This is a genomic window from Prevotella sp. P2-180 (assembly GCF_002251435.1).
In the GTDB taxonomy this organism is placed as follows: domain Bacteria; phylum Bacteroidota; class Bacteroidia; order Bacteroidales; family Bacteroidaceae; genus Prevotella.
Genome location: NZ_NPJI01000009.1, coordinates 1 through 25,459, shown reverse-complemented (window position 1 = coordinate 25,459; position 25,459 = coordinate 1). Strand labels below are relative to the sequence as shown.

17 protein-coding genes and 2 pseudogenes are annotated in these 25,459 nt (G+C 48.7%); 8 read left to right on the top strand and 11 right to left on the bottom strand.

Annotated features, from left to right (window positions below; genetic code table 11):
* Positions 1-524, bottom strand: a 524-nt coding sequence (locus tag CIK98_RS01125; protein ID WP_216358945.1) for a virulence-associated E family protein, incomplete at its 3' end; no start/stop codon positions are given.
* 582 nt (positions 525-1,106) lie between these two features.
* Here CIK98_RS01125 and CIK98_RS18600 point away from each other — a divergent pair.
* The 4 genes and pseudogenes from CIK98_RS18600 to CIK98_RS01105 all read left to right on the top strand — a co-directional run.
* A complete protein-coding gene (locus CIK98_RS18600) occupies positions 1,107-1,274 on the top strand; it encodes a transcriptional regulator (protein WP_094382457.1) in 168 nt (55 codons plus the stop codon).
* Positions 1,275-1,343: 69 nt separating this feature from the next.
* Entirely contained in the window at positions 1,344-2,420 is a 1,077-nt protein-coding gene (locus tag CIK98_RS01115; protein WP_094382456.1) for an ATP/GTP-binding protein, read from the top strand.
* Positions 2,420-3,052 (top strand): DUF3226 domain-containing protein, encoded by a 633-nt coding sequence (locus tag CIK98_RS01110; RefSeq protein ID WP_094382455.1) that lies wholly within the window; start codon positions 2,420-2,422, stop codon positions 3,050-3,052. Before CIK98_RS01115 ends, CIK98_RS01110 begins: the two co-directional genes overlap by 1 nt.
* Before the next feature lie 2 nt (positions 3,053-3,054).
* A pseudogene (locus tag CIK98_RS01105) lies at positions 3,055-3,549 on the top strand (DNA cytosine methyltransferase); the annotation flags it as partial.
* 82 nt (positions 3,550-3,631) lie between these two features.
* Here CIK98_RS01105 and CIK98_RS01100 read toward each other — a convergent pair.
* The 3 genes from CIK98_RS01100 to CIK98_RS01090 form a co-directional block, all read right to left on the bottom strand.
* Positions 3,632-4,180 carry a DUF4738 domain-containing protein gene (locus CIK98_RS01100; RefSeq protein ID WP_172409765.1) on the bottom strand — a complete coding sequence of 183 codons (549 nt, stop codon included), beginning with the start codon at positions 4,178-4,180 and terminating at the stop codon, positions 3,632-3,634.
* A 61-nt stretch (positions 4,181-4,241) separates the two neighbouring features.
* Positions 4,242-6,617 (bottom strand): glycoside hydrolase family 88 protein, encoded by a 2,376-nt coding sequence (locus tag CIK98_RS19010; protein WP_094382453.1) that lies wholly within the window; start codon positions 6,615-6,617, stop codon positions 4,242-4,244.
* A gap of 9 nt (positions 6,618-6,626) precedes the next feature.
* Positions 6,627-9,176, bottom strand: coding sequence for a glycosyl hydrolase (locus CIK98_RS01090; protein ID WP_253249601.1), 2,550 nt, complete (start codon positions 9,174-9,176; stop codon positions 6,627-6,629).
* Between the two features lie 217 nt (positions 9,177-9,393).
* On the opposite strand from CIK98_RS01090, the gene rhaD reads away from it, so the two are divergent.
* Positions 9,394-10,203, top strand: a complete 810-nt coding sequence (rhaD, locus tag CIK98_RS01085; protein WP_094382452.1) for a rhamnulose-1-phosphate aldolase — start codon at positions 9,394-9,396, stop codon at positions 10,201-10,203.
* Between the two features lie 44 nt (positions 10,204-10,247).
* Here rhaD and rhaM read toward each other — a convergent pair whose 3' ends face one another.
* The 5 genes from rhaM to CIK98_RS01060 all read right to left on the bottom strand — a co-directional run bounded on the left by rhaM (position 10,248) and on the right by CIK98_RS01060 (position 15,380).
* Positions 10,248-10,565, bottom strand: a complete 318-nt coding sequence (rhaM, locus tag CIK98_RS01080; protein WP_094382451.1) for an L-rhamnose mutarotase — start codon at positions 10,563-10,565, stop codon at positions 10,248-10,250.
* 71 nt (positions 10,566-10,636) lie between these two features.
* On the bottom strand, positions 10,637-11,671 hold the full coding sequence (locus CIK98_RS01075) for an L-rhamnose/proton symporter RhaT (RefSeq protein WP_094382450.1): 1,035 nt from the start codon (positions 11,669-11,671) through the stop codon (positions 10,637-10,639).
* Positions 11,671-12,924 (bottom strand): L-rhamnose isomerase, encoded by a 1,254-nt coding sequence (locus tag CIK98_RS01070; protein WP_094382449.1) that lies wholly within the window; start codon positions 12,922-12,924, stop codon positions 11,671-11,673. Before CIK98_RS01070 ends, CIK98_RS01075 begins: the two co-directional genes overlap by 1 nt.
* Positions 12,925-12,930: 6 nt before the next feature.
* On the bottom strand, positions 12,931-14,358 hold the full coding sequence (rhaB, locus tag CIK98_RS01065) for a rhamnulokinase (RefSeq protein WP_094382448.1): 1,428 nt from the start codon (positions 14,356-14,358) through the stop codon (positions 12,931-12,933).
* A 113-nt stretch (positions 14,359-14,471) separates the two neighbouring features.
* The gene (locus CIK98_RS01060; protein WP_094382447.1) at positions 14,472-15,380 is read right to left on the bottom strand and encodes an AraC family transcriptional regulator; all 909 of its coding nucleotides are present in this window, start codon (positions 15,378-15,380) and stop codon (positions 14,472-14,474) included.
* Between the two features lie 207 nt (positions 15,381-15,587).
* On the opposite strand from CIK98_RS01060, the gene CIK98_RS01055 reads away from it, so the two are divergent.
* The 3 genes and pseudogenes from CIK98_RS01055 to CIK98_RS18590 all read left to right on the top strand — a co-directional run bounded on the left by CIK98_RS01055 (position 15,588) and on the right by CIK98_RS18590 (position 20,303).
* Positions 15,588-17,537 (top strand): rhamnogalacturonan lyase, encoded by a 1,950-nt coding sequence (locus CIK98_RS01055; protein ID WP_094382446.1) that lies wholly within the window; start codon positions 15,588-15,590, stop codon positions 17,535-17,537.
* Positions 17,538-17,546: 9 nt separating this feature from the next.
* A pseudogene (locus tag CIK98_RS18595) lies at positions 17,547-19,163 on the top strand (rhamnogalacturonan acetylesterase); the annotation flags it as partial.
* 12 nt (positions 19,164-19,175) lie between these two features.
* The gene (locus CIK98_RS18590; protein WP_253249602.1) at positions 19,176-20,303 is read left to right on the top strand and encodes a rhamnogalacturonan acetylesterase; all 1,128 of its coding nucleotides are present in this window, start codon (positions 19,176-19,178) and stop codon (positions 20,301-20,303) included.
* Positions 20,304-20,393: 90 nt separating this feature from the next.
* On the opposite strand, the gene CIK98_RS01045 is transcribed toward CIK98_RS18590, so the two are convergent.
* Both CIK98_RS01045 and CIK98_RS01040 read right to left on the bottom strand, forming a co-directional pair.
* Positions 20,394-22,586 (bottom strand): glycoside hydrolase family 3 C-terminal domain-containing protein, encoded by a 2,193-nt coding sequence (locus CIK98_RS01045; protein WP_094382458.1) that lies wholly within the window; start codon positions 22,584-22,586, stop codon positions 20,394-20,396.
* A 17-nt stretch (positions 22,587-22,603) separates the two neighbouring features.
* Complete coding sequence (locus CIK98_RS01040) at positions 22,604-25,114, bottom strand: glycoside hydrolase family 2 TIM barrel-domain containing protein (protein ID WP_094382445.1); 2,511 nt, start codon at positions 25,112-25,114, stop codon at positions 22,604-22,606.
* Positions 25,115-25,459: the final 345 nt, after the last annotated feature.

Genomic DNA, 25,459 nt, shown 5'->3' with positions numbered 1-25,459 from the left:
CTGAGGCTCTCTGGCAAAAGTCGGAGAGCGAACGTGCTCTTGCCGCAACCTTGCCTTCCGATAAGCACAGGGACAGTCTCGTTGCCGTGTTGGCTGTCCATCTGCAGCCAGTGCGCCACCATTGACCGAAACCACACGGCACACCAGCCCATAGTTTCCGTTGTCATGCCTGGAATGCGGTTGAAGAGTCCTGCAATGTGGTTCTGTCCGTCCCACTTGGGCAAGGTTTCGAGGAAGTCGCAAACGGGACTGTACCTCTTCACGGCATTAGACATGACATACTCATTGATGTCTTGCCGTGGCGACTTGTCGTCTCCAATTCCATGCTTCTTTGCCTCACGGACAATGGAGTTCAGCGCCTCTTCTGTCAAAATTGTCCACTCTTTGCAGTTTATGGCGCGATATTCGGTCTTGCCGCTCACCACATTTCTGCGAAACTCAAAGTTCTCTTCCAGATAGGCCTCAACCTCGAAGACCAGCATTTGGTTTCCTGTCATTTCTGACGTTCCTGAAAATTTTTCCATTATTAAAGATTTTAAGTTAAACAATCGATTCGCCCCGGAGAATCAGCCCAGTGAAGGGTAGTGAAGGGTGGTGAAGGGTTGGAGCAACCCTTCACTCCGATATTTTCCTGACCCTCAGCAACTTACACCACAAAAGTGAAGAGTGAAGGGTTTTTGGCAATATTCTTCGGCGTTCATCGGCTCCTTATTCAAAAAAGCAGTGCAAAATTACAAAAATTCCGCCACATATCCAAACTTTTCCCCATGTTTTTTCATTCAAAAGTCGGGACAAGCAGCGAATGGTTCTTTATTTGAGCAACAGAGGTACGAATATTCAGGGTCATAGGGTCAGATACCTTGGTTCACTCTTTCGAGTCGATGTACCTGTCCTTTTGATTTCATTAATAATTATCCCCAAAATCTGAGTGCAAGCGGTTTCGGGGATTTATTGTGATTATGCACTTGCTTGTTGAATCTGCGTGCGCCAATAATATTGCATTTGTGCAAAAAAAGCTTAATTTACAACCGTTCAAAACCGCTTTTCTTGATTATTCTTTGGTGAAGACACTGATATTTATTATATTTGCACTCGATTTTAATTAAATAAAGAGGAGCGAAAGACCTCTTAATAGAATCAAAGTAGTTCTTGTTGAGAACCAGAAGACGAGTAAATGGTTGGCAGGGCAGTTGGGTGTTTCTGCCGTTACCGTGAGTAAGTGGTGTACCAATATGCATCAACCATCACTGCCACAATTAACAGAGATTGCATAAGTTTTAGATGTCGATGTCAGGACATTGATCTGCACAAACAAGTAGTCAAATCAAAAGAACCATAATATTATGGATGGATTCAAAAATATTGAAATAAAGAACTTTAGAGGTATTGACCATCTGAAGATAGATGACTTTTCCCGTGTTAATATACTCCTGGGGCAGAATAGCTCAGGAAAAAGTTCTGTCCTTGAATGCCTTTTGCTGATGATGGGGATGTCCAACCCGGACCTGCCTCAGACTATCAATTCTATCAGGTCTCGAAATTATAGCAGTTTTGCAGACTTGGGCTATATGTTCCATAATTATAACTTAAATGTAAAGCCGGAGACATCTTCCGTATTATTTGACGACACCAAGCGCCACTTGTCTTTAGAGTTGACCTATGTCTTTGATGAGAAGTCACAACCGGATTTGCAAAACGGACAGATTCCTACCTCAGAAACAAAAACTTTCCTGAATACATTGAAGATGCTTTTCGATGTTGAAGCCGGACAACATAAGAGTACTCACGAGTGCAGCTTGACAGTCAATCAGCAAGGGTTGATATCTAACAAGAAACTGGCAGAAGGATATTTGGAAAAGAATAGTGTCGCTTTTTTATCTTCAGACTTGGCTGCAGGTAATCCCGCTAATGACTTGGTTGAATTGGCAAAGCGCAGGTTAAAAGATACCGTAATAGAGCAATTGAGGCATTTCGATAGCCGTATCACCACATTGGAGATTTTGAATAATGTCGCTTACGTAGGCTTGGAAGGCATCAATCAGTTGTTGGCGGTTAACATGCAAGGTGATGGTCTTCGCCGTTATCTGAATATTGTGGCTGCGTCTGCCAATCCCATGAACAATATACTTCTGATAGACGAGATTGAAAATGGCTTACACTATTCTGCTTACAAGAAACTGTGGGAAGCCATCTTTGCGCTGGCAACCACAACAAACAAGCAGGTGTTTGTTACCACTCATAGCAAAGAAACGCTAAGCCATTTGAATGAAATGCTGGAAGAACATCCTGAGTATCAACAAGGGATGCGGTTATATACACTCGCTAAGACTCCAATAAAAGGACATCAAGCCTATAAGTACACTTTTGAGGGCCTAAGCGGAGCATGTGAAAACGATGTTGAACTTAGAGGATTGGTGTAATGAAAAGGTTTCAGATCATAGTAGAGGGCGATGGTGACAAAAAATTCTTTGAGGATTACTATCATCACATTTTCGGTGAGAAAGCCCCTAAAGACAGTATTACACATCCTGGAAAAGATGGAGACACTGGTGGTTATCAGAAACTGAAGTCTGAAGATGCCATAGGCGCCATGCGTCAGAATACTGATATGGGAGGCATTAACCTCGTCATTTTCGATGCAGACGAAGATACAGAATCCCGTCGTGCCGAACTGCTTGCCATCAAAGAAGAATTTGGCGTGGAGTTTGAATTATTCCTCTTGCCGAACAACAAAGATGTAGGTGCATTGGAAGACTTGCTTGAAAACATCATCAACCCCAATAACCAGCCCGTAATGAATTGCTGGCAAACATACGAAGGAGAACTTGCAAAGGTGTGGATTCCGACAAAAACTCCTCCCACATTGACCATCCCTGCCAAAAAGACCAAGATTTACGCCTATCTTGAAACTTTGCTAGGCACGTCAAAGACCCAGAAGAAACTGATAAAAGATGCAAACCGCAACTTCGAAAATATCCTACATTGGAATTTGAATGCGGAGTATTTGGAACCGCTAAAGGGGTTTCTGTATGGAAACCTTACAGAGAAGTAGAAATGGAAGCCACAAAACCACATAAGAGAAAGGGGCGACTTCCAAAGATTGAAGTGGTTGACCTGTTCTGCGGAATAGGAGGACTGAGCTATGGCATGAAGTCAAAAGGGTTCAAGATTCTGACGGGCTTTGATTTGGATTGGACTTGCCAATATGCATATGAAACTAATAACAAGGCCAAGTTTGTATACAAAGATATAAGGGATGTTCAGAAAGAGGATATCGTACCATTGTATTCAAAGAAAGCTATTAAGGTTTTAGCTGGTTGTGCTCCTTGTCAGCCCTTTTCGTCATACGCATTCAAAAACAAGAACAAAGACGAGAATAAGTACAACCTCCTTTATGAATTTGGACGTTTGGTAAAAGAAGTGCGCCCAGATATTGTGACAATGGAGAATGTTCCTGCAATTGCATCTTTCAAATTGCAGTCGGTATTAGGGGATTTTATCCAGACATTGGAAGCAGAGAAATACAAAGTATTCTTCCAAGTTGTCTATTCTTTGAGCATAGCGAAAAAAGTTGAGAAAAAGGAATACGTAAAAAGGTGCAAAGAGTGCCCTTGAAAATAAAGAGGAAGGCCTAAAGGTCTTCCTCTTCTTCTGAACTGGTGTCAAGTTGTGTGTCACGCTTTATGCTCACATTCGCGAAGCGGTCGATGGTGAGAACAATGGGGATGTACTCGTCGGTGCCCGGATGACTCACGCTGGCAGCAAACCGTAGTGTGCCGTTGCTGACCTTGTCGAACACGAGGCCTTCGAGAATGCCGGTATTCCTATAGTCGTCGTCAAGACATGAATCGAACGACTTTTTGGTGAATGTGCGACTGAAGAACGTCGAGCCGTCGTCGCGGGTGATGGTGAGCGAGATGATGTTATCGTAGTATTTCTGTCCTGTCTCATCTTTCACCATTGCCAGACTGTCGTCAGCCTGTCGGTGGATGACACAATTGAGATGACTGTTTGCGAGTGTGGCCTCTGATGTCTGGTTGTACTCCTGCATTCTGACAGGAGCCGCAGGAGCCTTTTTCTCTACCTTCTTCACAATAATGTCGGTGCTTTTCTTCGTTTCCTTGCATGCCAGTAAGGCAATGGCGGAAGCAGTCAGGGCCAAAAGTAATGTTTTCTTCATTATTCTTTTTGTTTTCATTATTGCTGCAAAGGTAATGGAAATCTGCCAAACTGCAAAATAATTAACAGTTTTTATTAGCTATCACCACATTCTTCACCACGGTGCCTTCTATAAGTTGCGGGTCGAAGGCTTGTTTTTCGTCGGTGGCGTTGATATTCTCGAAAGTGAAGTTCTTCAGCTTATATTTCTCGCTGGTACCCACATCGAAGAAGTTGCGACATTCCATGGTGATGTTTCTCATCACTATGTCGTTGCATTGGCTGAGCGGCATGTCGGCACGGTCTTCGGGCTTGAAGAACTGTGTCCATGGGCGTACTACGAGGAAGGAGCCTGTGGTGCCGTGGATATTGTCGACAGTGACGTATTCGTAATGCTGTGGTGTGTCAGGGCGCATCTTCAGCCAGAGCACTCGGTTTGCCTTGTTTACCTCTATGTTGCGCAGCACGATATTACGGTCGTAAACGCTCTCGCTCCCGAGTGTGAGACATCCGTGTACCACTCCGTAGCGGCAGTTCTGTATAAGGATGTTTGTGTTGGCTCCATTTTCGGGAGCCTTGTCTGCCCATGTTCCCTTGCCGCCCTTGATTGCCACTGCGTCGTCGTTGACCGACATGTAGCATCCGTCGATGAGCACGTCATGGCACACGTCGATGTCGATGGCGTCGCTGCTTGGGGCCTTAATGCCTGTGGTGGGGGCAAAGATGTGGCAGTCGAGATAGCGCACGTGGTCGGAGTTGTAGATATGGTTGGTCCAGAAAGGACTGTTGTGCAGCTTGACGTCTTGTACAGTGACGTTGTGGCAGTTGGAGATATAGACGAGTCTGGGGCGCTGTTCGTCTTTGTTTGTACACTGCGGATTCCATTTTCTTCTTATCCAAAACTCTTCCCAGTAGTGGTGGCCGTTGCCGTCGATGGTTCCCTTGCCCGTGATGGTGAATCCGTCGAGGCGGTCGGCGTTGACGAGGGCGGCGAAGTATTTGCATGTCTGTCCTTCAATACGTGTTTCAAGTATTGGGAAGTCGGCTATGTATTCGCTGCCCTTGAGTTTTCCGCCTTCCTCTATGTTGAGATGAGTGCCTTGGCGGAAAAAGAGCGCTCCGCTGAGGAATGTGCCTTTGGGTATGACGATTACCCCGCCGCCGTTGTCAGCGGCTTTGTCGATGACTGCCTGTAGGGCGGATGTCTGTATAAGGGTGCTGTCGGATTTCACTCCATGTTCTGTCACCACATAGCGGGTTCCAAGTGAAGCGGGGTTCACCTTTGTGCGGTTGTTGAACCATGGCGACATGACGGTACCGTCGGGCCATTTGTCGTTGAATCCCGATATCAGGCGGTAGTATTCCACTGCTCCGAGGATGAAGCATCCTGTGCCGTAGTCTTCGAAGTCTGGCTCAGACGTGAATGTCACGGGTTGTCCTGCCGACGGGTCTTTGCCCGTTCCCTGATTGTAGCCGATGAAGCCATTGTCGTGAACACACGAGGCGATGGCCTTCCATGCCTTCTCCATCGGGGTGCGATAGGTTTTCTCAGGGAGCAGTCCGTGGTTCACTCCCCATGCCATGCCGTAGAGGAAGAGGGCTGTTCCGGTCATCTCCGGTCCGCCGAATGTCACGGGCGACACGAGGCTGACATTCCAGAATCCGTCTTTTCTCTGGCATTTCAGCAGTGCCTTGCTCATGCGCAGGAAGTCGGCTTTGAGTTCAGCTTTTGCGTGGTCGCCATCGGGCAGAGTCTCCATCACTCTCACGAGTGCCGCGTAGACCCATCCGTTGCCACGGCTCCAGTAGCAGTTTTTTCCGTCTTTCTCCTTGTAAGGCGGCACGTAGTCTTTGTCTCTCCACCAGAGTCCTTCCTTTTTGTTGAAGAGTCCTCCTGCGAGTGTGTCGCGGCTCCATCTGTAGGAGTTCATGGCATAGTCGAGATATTTCCTCTCTCCTGTGAGCTTGGCGTATTTTGCATATACGGGCATTGCCATCTGTATTGCGTCTATCCAAGTCCAGTAGTCGTTGCGTCCGGATGCCATCTGCAGGTCGAGGTTTTCCTTCACATGGGTCATGTCTTTCTTGTAGCCGCTCATCACGTGTCGGTCAATGTATGTCTGCTGGCAGCACTGGTCGTCGGCGTCGGTGGCTTTCACTCCATGTCGTGCGGTCCATTTGTGATAGTCTGCCCACTTGTCGGTGTAGTCGATGTAGCGTTGTTGCGGGTCTATTTCGTAGAGAGCCATTAGACCTTCGTAATACACCGCTCTTGTCCAGAGGTTGCTGGTTCTTACTTTTTTCACGAAAGTATCCTTTGTGGGGTCGTCATACTTCTTCATGAAATAGTCGTTAGTACGTCTTACGACATCGAGTATATCTCCCGTTGTCGTGTTTTGTGCCGTTGCGTGTATGTTAATCAGCAAGACACCAATCAAGGTAATAAATATTTTTTTCATAAGTTGAGTTTAATTTTCCATTTGTCTCAAGAGCACATTGCTAATGCCGCTTTTCACTGGTTTCCATTCGGCGTATGATGTTTTTTTGTAGTTTATATCCACTACGTTTATTTCCTTCATCTTTCTCCAAGGGATGCCTTTTCGGTCCATGTCAGCTATTCTGTTTGCGGGCAGGTTGGTGACTTCTATTCTTAGTGTGTTTTTTCCTTTTCGGAGTGATGTTCCGCAGTCGAGTTGGAAAGGCACAGCCCATGCACATCCTATATATACATTATTTATATAAACCCTTGCGCTTTCCCTTACATCGCCCAGGTCGATGGTCCATTTTTCCCTTGCCTGTTGTTCGGTAAGAGAGAATGAGGTTTCGTATACACCGGTGCCCATAGTTACGGCGGCACTGTCGGAGAGGTTTTCCCATGTGGTGAGTGCTTTTAGCTTAAATGTCTGTCCTACGCGGGGCTGGTCGTCCACAAAGGAGAGTTTCCATTTGTTGTTGGTGAGATTGAGAGTATGTCCTGTTTCTTCTGTTTGCTTTTCTGCATCCACTGGTAGACTGGAGCAGAGCAAGAATCTGCTTTCTCCGCTTTTCAGTCTTATTCTCACCTTCTTTCCGTTGTGTCCTGCTTCATAGAAGCGTGATGTCATCGGGTCAAACCATGTCATATATTCATTTGCCATGGCCACCTCCACGGTCTCGTCGATGTCTTCAGGCGAGAGGTTTGCAATGAAGTAATGGCATCCGTAAGGATTCTGCCTTCTTATCATCTTCAGTCCGAGCCTTGTCTTCATTTTCTCTGGTGCAGCAGCTGTTTTCATTGCCGCTTCATCCACACCTTTTATTATTTTCACGCCGTTTTGCGAAAGCGAGTCGAGATGGGCTTTCACGGCTTCCGGCATGACACATCCTTCGGGAATGATTATTCCCCGATAGGTTGTTCCGGCTTCCGTCTTTGCCATTCCCTTGGAGGCGGAGGTAGAAAGCAAGAGTCGGTCGCTGATGTAGTCGCAGTCGAAGCCTTTTCGGTCGATGTCGAGAATGGTGCGTATGAAGTCGGGTGCTTTCTTTGCCATGGAATGGATGTCAAACTGCATGAGCCAGTTTTTGGTGTCTCTTCTCCACATGTCTCTTACTGGCAAGTAGACGAGGAAGTCGTTGTCGGGCTCGCCCCATTGCAGCCATGTCTGACACTCTAAGATATATTTCATAAGATAGTCGGCGTCTCGCCAGATGCTGTTGGCTGGACTCATGTCCACCGAGGCGTAGAATCTCCATCCCGGCCACTGCTCGTCTTTTGGCGAGTATGCCGCTCCATGGAAGAACATTCTGTTGACTCCGGCACAGAACATGAGGTCGAGATCTGGTTTCATCTGACTTAGCGATGTGCGGAAATGTTCTGTAAGCCATGTGAACGTCTCGCTCGAGGTGTATCGCTTGCCTGTGATGTGAGCCGCCGACGGAGCGTATTTCAGCATGCTCAGGTCGCTGTCGTTGCGTCGTGTATATCCCGAGTCGGTGCGCAGTCCTCTTATTCCGAAATCGGTAAGTCCGAAGCCTTCGATCTCTGGTATGTCTACGGCAGCATAACAGTCTATGAGATTGGCGGGCGAGCCGTGAGCCTGGTTGCGTGTTATTGCCCCATGGCTATGAGCCCATTGTGTCCACTGGCGCGTGAAGTTGTTCAAGAGCATGTCGGAGAGGGTTTCACGATAGTCGCTCACCACCTTTTGGTCGCCGTCGACAAACTTGTCGAGCACGTTTTCAAGCCTGTATCCCCTTCTCTTTTCAAATTCGGAGAAGAGTGTCGGTGTCCAGTTAGCGCCATACACCTCATAACTGTCGTTGAAAAACGTGTGCGGGAAAGGCGTGTTGTTTTTTTCAAACGCTTCGGATATATGGCTCAGATAGTTTGCCACGGCAGTGGAGTCGAAGTGGTCTATCACATATCCCTCGCCTCCTGGAGCGGCGCGTTTCACCTTTTGTCTTGTCCTGCTTTCAAACAATGCGATGACCCTCTGTCTGTCATTCTGTCCTTCGACGGGAAAACTTCTCACCACCTTCAGCTTTGCAAAGCTTTTTTCCTTTTGTGGTATTGGGAATTCAATGTTATCGATGACTACACTGCTGTTGACAATAGTATCTACGGCGAAAGCCTTGCATGCCGCCTCGTCGATAGGCACCCACGGACCGCCGAAAGGCCATCCTGTTCCTGTAGCCATTCCGGTTTCAATGTCAAGTGTACTATTTTCTTGTTCCACAACCGAAAGCATCTCCATCCATTTAGGCGATAAAAACGGGATGTCGTTAGCTTCGTTTCCCTGCACTCCATAGATAGGAGTTATCTCTACAGCTCCAACGCCTTTCCTGGCATACTCTCCGAGACACCATTTCAGGTTTTGCTTATCCACTGCCGACCCGAGCCACCACCATCTCAGTCCGGGTTTTGCTTCCTTCGTAGGGGAAGGCAACAAGACTTTTTTGGCATTCTGTGCCACTACCGTAGTTGGCATGGCGATGGCAGTAGCCAGGGCAAATGTGGCAAAAAAATGTTTTTTATCCATAAGATTATTGTCGTTTGTTTTTTCTTTTGGCAAAAGTACAAAAAAATCTTCATTTCCCTCAACTGTTTTGCACATTGGTTTACCAATAATTGTTAAGGAATCTTCAATATATCAAAAGTCTATGTTTTATTGTCAAAAGAGAAGGTTCTAAGAAGTGAATAAAGAGTAATTTTGCAATCAGAAAACAATTTTTTATAGATAAAGCAAAATTATAACAATGAAAAGTATTCTTGAAGGACGTCCCGCCCTAAGAAAAGAGGTGGAGAAAATTGCCGAGGTGGCTGGCTATCTGTGGCAAAACGGTTGGGCTGAGCGCAACGGTGGAAATATCACGGTTAACGTGACAAATATGGTTGACGACGAGATTAGGAATATGCCTGCCATAAGCGGTGTTATGCAGATTGGCACCTCATTGCCTGCTCTCAAGGGCGCATATTTTTTCTGTAAGGGAACTGGCAAGCGCATGCGCGACCTTGCCCGATGGCCGATGGAGAACGGTTCAATCATCAGGATTCTCGACGACTGTGCGAGTTATGTGATTATTGCCGACAATGCGGTTATGCCCACGTCAGAACTTCCAAGCCATCTGAGTGTACATGCACGCATGATTGAGAAGGGCATGAGCTACAACGCCACTGTCCATACTCATCCTATCGAGCTTATTGCCATGAGCCACAACAAGGCGTTTATGGGTAAGGATGTATTAAGTAATCTTCTTTGGAGCATGATTCCTGAGACTAAGGCATTCTGTCCGTTAGGTCTTGGCATCGTGCCTTACACTCTTCCAGGCAGTCTTGCCCTTGCCGACGGCACACTGCGTGAGCTTGAGGACTATGATGTGGTGATGTGGGAGAAGCATGGCGTGTTTGCCAAAGGTCTTGATGTCATGGACGCTTTCGACCAGATTGACGTTTTGTCGAAGAGCGCAAAGATATATATAAACGCCAAGTGTATGGGCTTTGAGCCTGACGGCATGAGCCAGGAGGAAATGGCGGAAATGACGAGGGCGTTTAACCTGCCGAGATAATATTATATGGAGTGAGGAGTCTCTCTCCCCACTCCACATTATTTCTAATCCAAATGGAACACTTCCTGAAGTGGAATGCTTACTGGTGAGTTATCGGGATTGACTTCCATGATGTCAGCCATCATATCCCACCATTTCTGAGTTATTGGATCCACGTCGGTGGTGTCCTGAGAATTTGTGTCCTTGTCGCATTTCTGAACGGCAAAGAGGATATTTGTGTCTTTGTCCCAGAATATGCTGTAGTCGCTGACGCCTTGCTCCTTTATCATCTTGACCAGTTCTGGCCAAATGGCGGCGTGACGCTTTTCATATTCTTTCTCGCACCCTTTCTTGAGGTACATCTTAAATGCAAATCTTTTCATAATCTATTATTTTGTCTTTAACTTTAGCAAGAATGTGAAGTTAAAGAAGTTGAGCCAATGCGAACCTTGAGTTATATCATCTGCGGCAGGAAGCTCGACACGATAAGAATAACGATACCTACTATGAGGACGGCGATAGTCTTCTTCGAACAGCCCTTCCACTCTTTCAGTATGATGCCCCATACATTGGAGAACACAACGTTGAGAGCCATCAGAATGCAGAACGACAGGGTTGTGAGCGTGGGCGACTCGGTAAGGAAACCCTTACCCAACGACAGTCCGAAGAACTGGCTGTACCACAAACCACCCGCAAGGAGGCAGAACAAGGCATTGTTGCCCCATACTTCACCTTTGGCATAATCTCCCCATGTATTGTTTTTGCTGTTTTGATAAAAACAATAGATGGCATTGGTGATGAATCCGCCTACGGTGACAAGCATTGTGGCTGGCAAGGTCTTGTACATGTCGGGAGTGAGACTGCCAAAGTTGATGTCGGCTCCAAAAGCCAATCCAACGTTGAAACATCCGCTCATGAATCCCGCAAGAAGGGCGATGGTAAGTCCCTTTGGGAAGTTGAAGTCCTTTACGGCTGCCTTCTTTTCTTCTTCTGACAGCGACGCTGACTTCATTCCTCCTGCCACGCCGATGACGGCAATACCGAGAAGTGTCACCACTACTCCTACAATCACCGACAGGGTGAGCGACGAGAGCGCGTCTTGTTCGGGGAAGAAGATGTTGAGCAACACCGGTCCCATGATGGTGCCCAGTCCGGCACAGGTGCCAAGGGCGATGCTCTGTCCGAGAGCGACTCCAAGGTAACGCATGGAGAGTCCGAAGGTAAGGCCTCCGACACCCCAAAGCACACCGAAGAGCATGGTCATCGTGATGTTGAACGCATTGTCGGAAGAGAACAACTCGCAAAGGGAGTGCCCGCCCGGCACGGCGAGCAAGGCACCTCCCAATGGTAGTAACAGCCAAGCGAACACTCCCTGCACTATCCAATAGCTCTCCCAACTCCAGTTCTTTATCCTGTTGATGGGCACATAGCAGCTACTTTGACAGAAAGCTCCGATAGCTATTATTATTAATCCTATTACGATTTCCATTAATTCCTGACTTTAAGAATCTCCTGCTCGTACTTCTCCACTTCAGCGAGATAAGCCTCGCCCACGGGGATATTGTTCTTGAGGTTGAAGTAGTCGTAAACGGCACCCATAGGCAGGGTCTTTGCCTCCTCGAGAAGGGCGAGACGCTGGAAGAGCTTGCCTTCGTCCTCGTAGCGGCGGAGTGTGTCGAGCGGTTCAAGGAATGCCTGAAGCAGCGACTTCTGTGCAGCCCTTACGCCCACGATGTATGCTCCGATGCGGTTGATGGAAGCGTCGAAGTAGTCGAGGCCGATATGGCAGCGGTCGAGGGCATCGGCACGCACCATCTCTGAGAACAGGTTGCGGGTGTTGTCGTCGAACAGGGTCACGTGGTCTGAGTCCCAGTGCATTGGACGAGACACGTGGAGCATCAGCTCCGGCACGAACAGCAGCAGCGACGAAACGGCGTCGGAGACGTTCTCAGTCTGCTCGTAGTGACCTGTGTCGAGTGTGTATATTACATTGTTTTTAGAGCAGTATCCTGCAAAGAAGTCGTGAGAGCCCACGGTGTAAGCCTCTAGTCCGATACCGAAGAGTTTTGCTTCGAGACAAGGCTTCATGTCAGGCAGTTCCTCTTTGAGTATCTCGTCGAGGCTCTCCTTTAGAATCTGACGATAGCGCATCTTTTCCACTGTCAGGTCTTTCGAGCCGTCGTGTACCCAGATATTCATGATACTCGGGTCGCCCTGAGCCTTACCCATGGCATCTGCAATACGACGGCAGCGCTTTGTATGCTCTATCCAGAAATCACGTATGCCCTTGTCGGGATTAGACAACGTCAGGTTACCGCTCTTCGGGTGAGAGAACGATGTGGAGTTGAAGTCGAGACACATGTTTCTCTCCTTTGCCCACTGCATCCATCCTTGGAAGTGCTCCGGTCCAACCTGGTCGCGGTCAACAAACTTTCCGCCAAATTCACCATAAATCTCGTGGAGGTTGAGACGATATGTACCAGCGAGCAATGAAACCACCTTGTCTATATCCTGACGCAGTTCGTCGATGTTGCGTGCCTTTCCAGGATAATTTCCAGTGGTCTGAATACCGCCTGACGCAGCAGCACCGCTTTCGAATCCCACTACGTCGTCAGCCTGCCAGCAGTGGAGTGAGATAGGGGTTTTCTCAAGTGTCTCGATAGCCTTGTCGGTATCTACTCCAAGTTCAGCATAGCGTTCCTTGGCAATCTCGTAATTCTTAATAATCAAATCAGTTTTCATTGTTATTTAATTTTTGGGTTCATATTTTTTTATTTCTATTGAATTGGCGATGATGCGTCTCATTTCCCATACGTCGCTCACAGTGCCTGAAGCCTTAGCCTGCAACATGATGTTACCGATGGCAGTGCCTTCCTGTGGTCCTGCAATCACTGTCACACCGCAACAGTCGGCAGTCAGCTGGTTAAGATGTGAGTTGAGCGAGCCTCCTCCGATAATGTGCAGCACGTGGATGTCAAATCCTGCCATCTCCTTCAACCATGTGAACACCTCGCGGTATCTTATGGCGAGACTGTCGAAGATGCATCTGCATATCTCGGCATATCCCTGTGGCACTGGTTGTCCGGTGCGTCGACAGTAGTCCTGTATGGCTTCCACCATCGACGTTGGGTTGGCAAACGACGGGTCGTCGGGGTTCACTACACTTCTGAAAGCCTGTTGCTTCATGGCTTCAGCCTGTAGTTCGGCATGGCCTTGCGGTACGTCGGTCCATTCTTTTCTGCATCTCTCGTAAATCCACATTCCGCAGATGTTCTTCAGGAATCTTGTAGTGCCTTCAATGCCGCCTTCATTTGTGAAGTTGAGTTCATAGCTTCTGTCATTGATGATGGCATTGGGTGTTTCAATACCCATAAGGCTCCACGTTCCGCTACTGAGGTATGCGAAGTGCTCGTCGGCTGCCGGCACGGCCGCCACTGCACTTGCGGTGTCGTGTCCTGCCACTGCAACCACGGGCACAGCACCGAGTCCTGTTTCCCTCTGCAGTTCTTCCGTCAGTGTACCAATGATTGTTGCGGGGTGAGTCATTTTCCCAAACTGGCATCTTTTCAATCCTATGCTTTCTATCAGGTCTTCATCGAGGTCGCCTGTTAATGGGTTCAGCATCTGTGAAGTCGATGCCACGGTATATTCGCACACAGCGTTGCCGGTGAGCATATAGCTGAGTGCGTCAGGAATGAAAAGGATTTTCTCTGCATTATCGAGGGCTGTGTTTTCCGCCTCTTTCATGGCATAAAGCTGAAAGAGGGAGTTGAAGTTCATAAACTGTATGCCTGTTTTGTCATACACTTTTCTTTTCTCCATCTTTTCGGCGAAATATTTTTCCATTTTCCCTACGGTATGCGGGTCGCGGTAAGCCAACGGATTGCGCAGCAGTGCCCCGTCTTTACCCACGCACACGAAGTCGCATCCCCAAGTGTCGATGCCGATACTCTCTATCTCCACACCCTTTCTTGCAACCACCTTCAGTCCGTTGACTATCTCGTTGTAAAGGGCATAGATATCCCAATAGACATGTCCGCCTGTCTGTATAAGGTTATTGGCGAATCGTGTCAGTTCTTCCAATTCTATCTTTCCGTCGGTCAATGTGCCAAGTATGGTTCTTCCGCTGGTGGCTCCAAGGTCGGCGGCGAAGAAATGTTTTTTTTGTTGTGTCATTTGTTCTGTTGTTGTTAGTATTTTGTTTTTACGGTTGCAAAAGTACCATAAATCGTTGACTATAGACAACAGATTTTGATTTCATATCCTTAATTTTTGACTTTTCAGTAAATTTATCTGCTAAGCGCCCTAAAATCTGATGGTTTGTATCCTGTTTTAAGTTTAAATTTCGACGAGAAATAGTCTGGCGACTCAAAGTTGAGCTTATAAGCTATCTCCTTTATGCTCTCGTCGGTGATAGACAACAGTTCCTTGGCACGTTGAAGTCTGAGAGCGTCCTGATATGTGGCTGGAGCCACTCCGGTATATTCCTTAAACAATTTTCGGAAGTTTGAATAGCTTATTCCCATTTCTTGAGAAATATCTTGTATGGTGACCTTTTTCTCAAGTGTCTCGCGTATGCGCATGCGTGCCTTATTTATTATATCTACTTGAAGTGAGTTTGTGTTCAGCTGCATGTTGCGCTCGAGCGAATACATCAGCCCTATCAGATGGTTCACGATGCCTGCAAGTGTCTGCTGACAGTATGCTGCCTCTTCCTGCGCCGTCTGGTAAGCCTCCTGATAGATATGCTGTATGTCTATACTGAAACCTACATGGTATATTGGCTTTTTAGGGGAAAGGAATCCTTCTTTCACCCTGTCGTCCACATTCTTTCCCTTGAATCCTATCCAATAACTCTTCCATCCCGTATTGTCAAGCGGACGATATGTGTGCCATTCGCCGGGGAAGAGCAAGAACATGTCTCCAGGCCTGATGTGTGTCTCTGGCACACTGGCTGACTTGAACACTCCTTCTCCCTCAAGATTATAAAGCAGCTGGTACTCGTCAAGCACACGGCCTTTCTCTACATTGAAGTAGTAACCCAAGGCATGTCCTTTGGTAGGGTAAAATGCGCCTGGAGCTATTTCCTCATAACCCACAGTGCTCACCGTAAGCCCCCATTTCGCGTCTCTTTCAGAGGCCAAAAGATATTTACATTTTACAAGTTGTTTATAATCTGAGTTATTATTTATGTTCATATTTGTTAGGTTTAGTAAATCTGTGCAAAAATACCAATTATTATTGAAACATGCAAAAAAACAACAGAAAAAATGGATTAAAACACGAATAACATACACTTTTTTGTACCATCTATGCCAAAAATCAAGGAAAAATATCAATTTTTAGTGCAAGACTTCTATCTTTTATAAGTAATTTTGCACCCGAAAGAATAAACCGCATCTAATATGAAACAAAGAATTATCTCAATTGCACTTTCTGCCTTAACTCTCTATAGCGGAGCCATGGCAAAAAACACAATAGAGAATATTGATCGTGGAGTGGTGGCTTTGCCCGCAAGCCAAGGAGGAATTTTTCTCAGCTGGAGATTGCTCGCAAACGACACCGACAGCGTGAGGTTTGACGTATTGCGCAACGGGGAAAAAGTTGCAACAGACATCATCGCCACAAACTTTGAAGACAAGGAAGGAACGGGTTCTTCTCTTTACTCCATTGTCACTAAACAACGAGGTGTTGAGGAATCGTCACAGGCCATAAAACCTTGGGACGACATGTTCCTCAGAATACCAGTTAACAGGCCTGAACCCGGTACATGCCCAGACGGAAAGACATACACATACTCGCCCAACGACTGCTCAGTGGGCGACGTCGACGGAGACGGACAGTACGAGATTATGCTGAAATGGGACCCCTCTAACTCTCACGACAACTCTCACGACGGATATACTGGCGACGTGATCATAGACTGCTACAAACTTGACGGCAAACAGCTATGGCGCGTAAACCTTGGACGAAACATACGTGCCGGAGCACACTATACGCAGTTTCTCGTTTACGATTTCGACGGCGACGGCAAGGCGGAAATGATCTGCAAGACTGCTCCTGGTAGCCTCGACGGCACTAACCGATTCGTTAGCCTCGCTGCCACCGACAGCGACATACTCGCCATAGACAACAAGGCCGACTACCGAACCGAACGCGGACGCATACTACAAGGAGAAGAGTTGCTCACCGTGTTTGACGGTCTTACAGGCAAGGCCTTGCACACTGTGTGGTACAACCCTAACCGCGCTTACGGCGTAGGGGGAAAAGCGGAATATGCCGGATGGGGCGACAAAAACATCATGGGAAACCGGGGAGAACGATACCTCGCCTGCGTGGCTCATCTCGACGGAATCGACAGAAAAGCAAGCGCGGTGATGTGCCGCGGATATTATACCATGGCGTATCTCTGGGCTGTGGACTTCGACGGGCGACAACTCTCCACGAAATGGCTGCATGCTTCCCTAAGCGACAACGACTGGAAAGTCTATGATGGTAACGGAACAGTGGTGAAAGAGGCAAAGGGACTGAAAGCCACGGCATACGGACAAGGAGCACACGGCATCGCCGTGGCTGACGTCGACGGCGACGGATGCGACGAGATCACCTTCGGGTCGGCTGCCATCAACAACGACGGTTCACTACTCTACTCCACCGGACTCGGTCATGGCGACGCCTTCCATCTGGCAGACCTCGACCCCGACCGCCCCGGACTGGAATTCTTCATGGTTCACGAGAGTCATCCCTATGGAGCTGACCTGCGCGACGCACGCACAGGCGAGTTGCTATTCCACCAGGCAGGCAGCGAGGACACCGGACGCGGCATGGCAGCCGACATCGACCCTGACCACCGCGGATGCGAGATGTGGCATATCTGCGAACAGACAGTAAGAAACGTAAAAGGTGACATAATAGCACACACCAAGGCGCCAATGAACTTCAGAATATACTGGGACGGCGACCTGGAAGAAGAACTCCTCGGCAACCTAAGACGAAGGCCATTATTCCCGCCATGCCTCTACAAATGGGACGGACAGGAAGCACAGCCATTACCTTTGGGCAACGGAAAACAGATATACGAAACGGGAAACTCCAATACTTGCAACTGGACAAAGGCCACTCCAAACCTTCAGGCCGACATCATGGGCGACTGGAGAGAAGAACTCATCTTCTGGGACGCCTCTGACTCTTCCCACCTCAACATCTACACCACCAACACGCCTACCGACTATCGTGTCACCACACTCATGCACGACCATGTCTACAGAATGTCGGTGGCATGGCAAAACGTTAGCTACAACCAGCCTCCACACATCGGATACTGGCTGAAAGACAAAGCAGTAAAGACAAAATAATATAAAAATATGAAAACGAAACTACTTGCAGCAACTATTTTCGCACTCTCCACGGCTACTGCATCAGCACAGATAAGCAAGCCGATGGAAGACGTGAACAAGGTGGTCGACAACACGCTCGACAGTCTAAACAAAGCAGCCACGGCACGCATACCTGCCGGGACAAGCCGAAAAGGAAACAACCCAGTGCTCTTCCTCATCGGTAACTCTACCATGAGAAACGGTACGCTCGGTAACGGTAACAACGGACAGTGGGGATGGGGCTTCTACGCACAACACTACTTCGACGAAAACAAGATAACCGTAGAAAACCAAGCCCTCGGAGGAATGAGTAGCCGAACATTCTACAACCGCCTGTGGCCCGACGTGAGAAAAGGCATAAAACCCGGAGACTGGGTCATCATATCCATAGGACATAACGACAACGGACCTTACGACAGCGGAAGGGCAAGAGCCAGCATTCCTGGCACAGGACACGACACGCTCAACGTTACCATTAAGGAAACTGGCGTGAAGGAAACTGTATATACATACGGAACCTATCTCAGAAAATATATCGCAGACTGCCGAAAAGCTGGTGCTAACCCCATACTCATGTCGCTCACTCCACGAGACGCTTACGACGAACAGGGAAAAATAGTAAGAGTGAACAAGACTTTCGGATTGTGGGCAAAACAAGTGGCAGAACAGGAAAACGTGCCCTTCGTCGACCTTAACGAGATTTCGGCTGCAAAACTCGACAGCTATGGGCCGTGGAAAGAGAAATATCACTTCTACACCGACCATATACACACCTCACGCTTCGGAGCAGAAATGAATGCACGCTCGGCGGCTGAAGGCATTATGAATAGCGACAACCCACTGCTGGATCCACTAAAAGCCATGATGCAAAACGTGGAACTGCCCACAGTGGAAGTGAAACGCGAAAAAGGAAAACCTGTCGTGTTCATCACGGGTGACAGCACCGTAAAAAACAACGACAGCGACCCAGACGGAATGTGGGGATGGGGCTCGCAGGCATACACCGTGTTTGACTCCACACGTGTCACCTGTGTAAACTGCGCCAAGGCTGGAAGAAGCACACGCACGTATCTCAACGAAGGTAGATGGGAAAAAGTGTACAACTCGCTGAAACCTGGCGACTACGTACTCATACAGTTCGGACACAACGACATTGGCCCCATCGACAACAACAAGGAGCGTGGAACCATCGCCTGTGCCAACGACACAAACCACGTATACAAGATAAAGAGCACAGGAAAATATGAAGTGGTGTACTCTTTCGGATGGTATCTGAAAAAGTTCATACAGGACGTAAGGGAAAAAGGTGCCACGCCATTACTGCTGTCGCTCACTCCTCGCAATGAATGGCCCGGGGGTAAGATTGAACGCAGAAACAACACATACGGAAAGTGGTACCGAGAAGTGGCAAAGGAAACGGGAGTGGAACTCATCGACGTACACAACATCTCTGCTGACTTCCTCGATGGCATCGGACAGGAAAAGGCAAAGGCTTACTACAACCACGACCACACACACACATCACTGCTCGGCGCAAAGATGAACGCCAAAAGCGTGGCACGTGGACTGGAACGTAGCGGCAGCAAGCTCGCTGCTTACCTCAAGTCTGCAAATGCCATTCATGCCGACCTCAGCGCAAAAGCTGACAAGCAAGGATCTCCTTTCTATTACTCTGCAGAACTGCCCGACGGAAACTACCGCGTCAGCGTAACACTCGGTGACCGCAAACGTGCTGCCAAGACTTCCGTGAGAGCCGAATGCAGACGACTGATGGTTGAGGAGACTGCAACGAAAAAAGGCGAATACAAAACCGTCTCGTTTATCGTAAACAAACGCTCGCCTTACATTGCCGACATGACAAACGTACGCCTGAACAAACGCGAACAAGGCATCAACACATGGGACGACTGCCTGACTCTCGAATTCACCGGCGACGCACCGGCTGTAAAGGAAATAACAATAGAACGCGACACTACCGCCCTCACACTCTTCCTTTGCGGCAACTCCACCGTCACCGACCAGGCTACCGAGCCCTACGCCAGCTGGGGACAGATGGTGACACGATGGTTCCAGCCGGAAGTGGCAGTGGCAAACCTTGCCGAAAGCGGACTCGCCACATCGTCGTTCCTCGCTCAAAACCGTCTTGAAAAAATTCTCACCATGATGAAAAAAGGAGACTACGTCTTCTGCGAGTTCGGACATAACGACCAGAAAGAACGTAAACCGGGAAGCGGGGCATATTATAATTTCGCCCATAACCTGAAGATTTTCGTCGACAAGGTGAGAAGTGCTGGCGGACATATCGTCTTCATCACGCCAACACAGCGCCGAGCTTTCGACAACGCCACCAACAGCAAGATTCAGGAGACCCACGGCGACTATCCTGACGCTATGCGCGAAGTGGCAAGAAGGGAAAACGTACCAGTGATTGAGCTTCACGACATGACACGCACCTTCTTCGAGACATTAGGTTACGAAGACAGCAAAAAATCGCTCGTTCACTATCCTGCCAACACGTTCCCCGGACAAGACAAGCCACTGGCCGACAACACTCATTTTAATCCCTACGGTGCATACGAGGTGGCGAAAATGGTGGTTATGGGCATGAAGCAACTCAACCTTCCATTCGTGAAGCATCTGCGTCCCGAATGGACCGACTTCTCTCCCTCCCAGCCCGACGACTACAACTCCTTCAAATGGAGGAACTCTGAAAATATCGACACAACAAAACCCTATGGAAATTGAAAATTGAAGGTTGAAAATTAGTATCTTTGCTGATAACTACAAAGAAGGTGCGACAATTTGCCGCACCTTCTTTTTTTTCGAATCCTTAAATTACAACGTAAACTCTACAGCTCCGCGGATGTCAAGCTCGCTGGCTCCAATGTATGCCTTGAACTTGCCAGGCTCCGACTTCCACTGGTGAGACTGCTCGTCGTAGAACTGAAGGTCGCGTGGAGTGATGGTGAACTCCACAACCTTTGTCTCGCCAGGAGCAAGACTTACCTTCTCGAAGCCCTTGAGCTCCTTTACCGGACGGTCTACAGAACACTTCAGGTCGCCTACATAGAGCTGAACCACTTCCTTGCCCTCACGAGAACCTGAGTTGGTGACGCTTACTTTCACTTCGAAATTCTCTCCGTTTGCCTTCACCGTAGGCTTGCCATACTTAAACGTAGTGTAGCTCAAGCCAAAACCGAAGGGGAACTGGGGCTGTACCTTCTTTGTGTCGAAATGACGATAGCCCACATAGATGCCTTCCTTGTAATACACCTGGTCGTTGACGCCGGGATAACCCTCCTCGCCATACTGGAAGCAAGGATAGTCGTCCTTCTTCTTTGCAAAGGTGATGGGCAGCTTGCCCGAAGGATTCACTTTGCCTGAGATTATGTTGGAAAGGGCCTCACCCGACATAGAGCCAAGATACCAGCACTGCAGCAGGGCCTTCACCTGTGGAAGCCATGGTGTGGCGTATGGATTGCCGGCATACATCACGGCAATGATGTTTGGCTGTATCTTGGCAAGCTCGGCAATGAGCTCGTTCTGTCCATATGAAAGCTCGTAGGTAAGACGATCGCCGCCCTCGCAGTCCTGCTGGTGGTTTTTGTTCATTCCTCCAATGAATATTATCAAGTCGGCATCCTTTGCCTTCTCCAATGCCTCTGCCTTCAGTTTTGCCTGAGTCTCGGCGGGCACCTCATCCACGCGTGCGTACATCGGACGTCCGGCAGCATATCCTTGCGCAAAGTCTATCTTGTCGCCATAAACGGCCTTTAGTCCCTGCAGTGGCGAGATGTCGAACTTTGTCTTCAGTTCCGACGAGCCACCGCCTTCGCTCATGTTGCGCACAGCATTGTCGCCCACTACGAGAATTTTGTTATATTTGGAAGCGTCGAGAGGCAGAATACTTGCATTCTTTAGTTCTTTAATTTTTTCATTCTTCAAAAGTACCACACCTTCCTCTCCTACCTTCAGACAGGCGGCATAATGGTCGGGCGAGCACTGTTTTCCTATCACCTTTTTGGGGTTCATGGCGGTGCGGAAGATGGTGCGGAGCACACGGGCTGCCTTGTCATTGAGCACATCCTCAGAGATTTTTCCCTCGCGAAGGAGTTTCTCAAACGGGTCGGCAAGGAAATAAGTGTTATAGCCCTGTGAATTGTCGGCGGTCATACCATTGGTAAACGAACCCATCTCTATGTCGAGACCTCCTGTGGCAGCCTCCCATGTGTCGTGACAACCTCCCCAGTCGCTTATCACCGCTCCGTCAAATCCCCAGCGTTTCTTGAGTATGCCGTTGAGCAACGAATCGTTTTGGCAGCAGTGTACGTTGAGCCACTTGTTGTAAGAGCCCATCATGGTCCACAGTCCTGACTGCTTCACACACTTCTCGAAGGCTGGAAGATAAATCTCCTCCACGGCACGCTCTGATACGTTGACATTTACAGTCATTCGGTTCACCTCATGGTTGTTGAGGAAGAAATGTTTCAGACAGCAAGCCACACCGTTTTTCTGTGCGGCAATGATATAGGGCACGGCCATCTCACCCGCCAAATAAGGGTCTTCGCCCATATACTCGAAGCTCCGGCCATTGAATGGACAGCGGGCGATGGTTGTGCCCGGACCAAGCATGATATCCTTACCTCGGAAGGCGAACTCCTCGCTCACGTTATGTCCGTAAACCGACGAGAGATCGCGGTTCCATGTGGAAGCTAAGCAGGTGAGCGACGGGAAGGCCACGATGGAGTCGTTGTTCCAATTGGCGTAGCCCCATGAGTTCCAGTCTATCTCGGCACGGCAGCCATGAGGGCCGTCAGCCATGTTCAGCTGGCGGATGCCAAGACGTGGCACTCCAGGTGTTGTAAACTTGCTCTGCGCATGTAGAATCTGCACTTTCTCGTGTAGTGTCATGCGTGAGAGAGCGTCTTTCACTCGAGCCTCGACCGGTGCATTGGGGTCGAGATAGGTTTGCGCGCCAACCATTGTACAAGCTGCGGCAAACATTGCGGTAAACAATACTTTTTTCATATTTAGTGCTTCATTATTCATTTAAAGACTATCACTTCCTTTTCTTCAAATCCATATCCCCTTGCCTTCAGCTTCACATCGCCTCCATCGGTGGCAACCACCACGAGACATCGGCCGTTAAACGCCTTGCGCTTGGAGTCCTTAAAACGTTCCATGGATATCGGGTTACCGTTATCCACTCCCACTATGCGTCCGCCTTCCACCTCAAAGAATATCTGGTCTTCAGAGCGGGGACAGAGGTTGCCGTCCTTATCTACCACCTCTACAGTGATGAAGGCAAGGCTCTCGCCTTTTGGATTGTACTTAAAACGCTGGCGGTCTGAAGTGAGACGAATGGCTGCGGGCTGTCCGGCAGTGCGTATCACCTTCTCTGCCACTACCTTGCCGTCTTTGCGTGCTACGGCCTTCACCTCGCCAGGCTCAAACCTCACTCGCCACATGAGATGATACTGATGAGAGTCTTTCTTCGCCTTCACGCCCTGTGAACGTCCGTTGACGTACAGCTCTACCTCGTCGGCGTTGTTGTAGTAGCACCACAGGTCTATCTCTTCGCCGTCAAGCCAGTTCCAGTGGGGGAAGAGATGGAGCACCTGGCGGTCGGTCCACTCACTCTGATACATATAATAAGAGTCCTTGGGGAAGCCGGCAAGGTCAACGATGCCGAAATAGCTGCTACGTGCGGGGAAACCGTATGGTGTAGGCTCGCCGATGTAGTCGAAGCCTGTCCATATAAACTGTCCGCCCACATAGTCGTTGTGCTTCACCACGTCCCATGTCTGCTCGTGGGTCGAGCTCCACGAGGCGTGCATGTTGTCGTATGCCGAGCACTGGAACGAAGGGTCTTGATATGGCAGCCACCACTCCACGGGAGCCTTGTACACTGAATCTGAGGGCATCATGTAGAAACCCCTGGTCTGCAGTGCCGACACGCTCTCTGAGAAGATGAACGGCATGCCAGGGAAGTTCTGCGGCACGTCTTTCACCCATTGGTGGTGATAGTTGAAGCCAATGATGTCTAATGCTCCGCTCTTGAAGAGATGGTTTTTCGGGTCGGGCTCGTTGCAGCCAGCAGTGATAGGCCGTGTGTTGTCGTAGCGGCGAACTATGTCGCAGAGGTTGCGGCAGAGTATTGAGTTGACGCTCATCTCCTCGCCATGGGCGAGTGTGGAGGCGTCGTGCCCGGCGTTGAGTATGAGGTTGGCTTGTTCGGCACTGAGAGTGTCGGCATCGGCCGATGACCACTGTTCGAGCACCTCATTGCCTATGCTCCACATCAGTATGGAGGGATGGTTGCGGTCGCGTAGCACTAAGTCGGTGAGGTCGCGCTCTGCCCATTCGTCGAAGAAGCGGGCATAGTCGTTCTTTGTCTTGCGGCGGCGCCACATGTCAAACGACTCGTCCATCACTATAAGTCCCATCGTGTCGCACATCTCAAGCAGTTCGGGTGCGGGAGGATTGTGAGAACAGCGTATGGCGTTAGTGCCCATCTCCTTCAGTATACGGAGCTGGCGATGAAGGGCATCTTCGTTGATGGCGGCACCGAGGCAGCCAAGGTCGTGGTGCTGGCACACTCCGTTTATCTTCATTCGCTTACCATTGAGCGAAAAGCCCTGGGCGGCATCAAAGCGGAAAGTGCGGAATCCTGTAACTGTCTCGTAAGTGTCCATCACCTTGCCACCCTTCTCTATTGTAGTTACCACCTTATATATATATGGACGCTCGCACGACCATATCTGCGGACGCTTCACCGTAAGTGTTGTATGATATGTGGAGAGCGACTTGTCGGCAGGCTTCGGCGGATAAACGAGCAGCATGGGCGAGGCAGAAGGCAGTGTGACAGTCTTAGACGCTTCGGCCACGACCTTTCCTCCTGCGTCCAGCACCTTGTTTCTCACCACTATTCTCTCTTCCTTTCCGGTCATGTTGTCCACCACTACCGATACGTTCACCTTCTTTCCTTCAGCCACTACATGTGTTCCCCAGTGAGCCACATGAATCTTTTCGGTCTTCACGAGCCACACATGTCGGTAGATGCCACAGCCGCTATACCATCGGCTGTTTGGCTGGTCGTTGTTGTCCACACGCACTGCCACCACGTTCTTTCCTCCAAACTTCAGGTATGGCGTTAGGTCGTAGCGAAACGAACTGTAGCCATATGGTCGCTGTCCGAGCAGTTGTCCGTTAATCCACACCTTGGCATTCATATACACTCCGTCGAAGTCGATGTAAAACTGTTTGCCCTTGTCGGCGGCATCCAGAGAGAAAGTCTTTCTATACCACCCCACTCCACCGGGCAGTGCACCACCGCTGTTGCCCGAGGGAGCCGATGCGGAGAAGTCGCCTTCTATTGCCCAGTCGTGTGGCACGTTAAGGCTGCGCCACCGCGAGTCATTATACTCTGGAGTCTCCATCTTTGCCGAGTCTGCAAGTATGAATCGCCAGTTTTTGTCGAAATTGATTTTCTCACGTGCTTCAGCCCCAAAGCCGATAGCGGTCAGGGCCATAAACAATATTAGCAGTTTTTTCATAATATATTGTTATAATTTTTAGCGTTATTGCATTTCGAGGTTGATAGTCTGAAAATACATCATTGCCTTTAGTTAAATTTATTTGCCGCAAAATTACACATTTTATTTTATTTCTCCAAATAAATAGCCTTTTTTTTGAAAAGAGAACAATAAGCCAAACATTTGGAGGAACGGAAAATAATGCATATCTTTTGAAAATAGTAACATAAGTTAACTATTAGGGTGTCCAGTTAACGGTTCCAAATTCAGATAGTTTTTCTGAATATTTTGGTTCGTTCTGTAACCCAGTTTGTGGACATGTTCTTGGCAGCCCAAGTATCAATGTCCTTAAGTTTAACATTCACT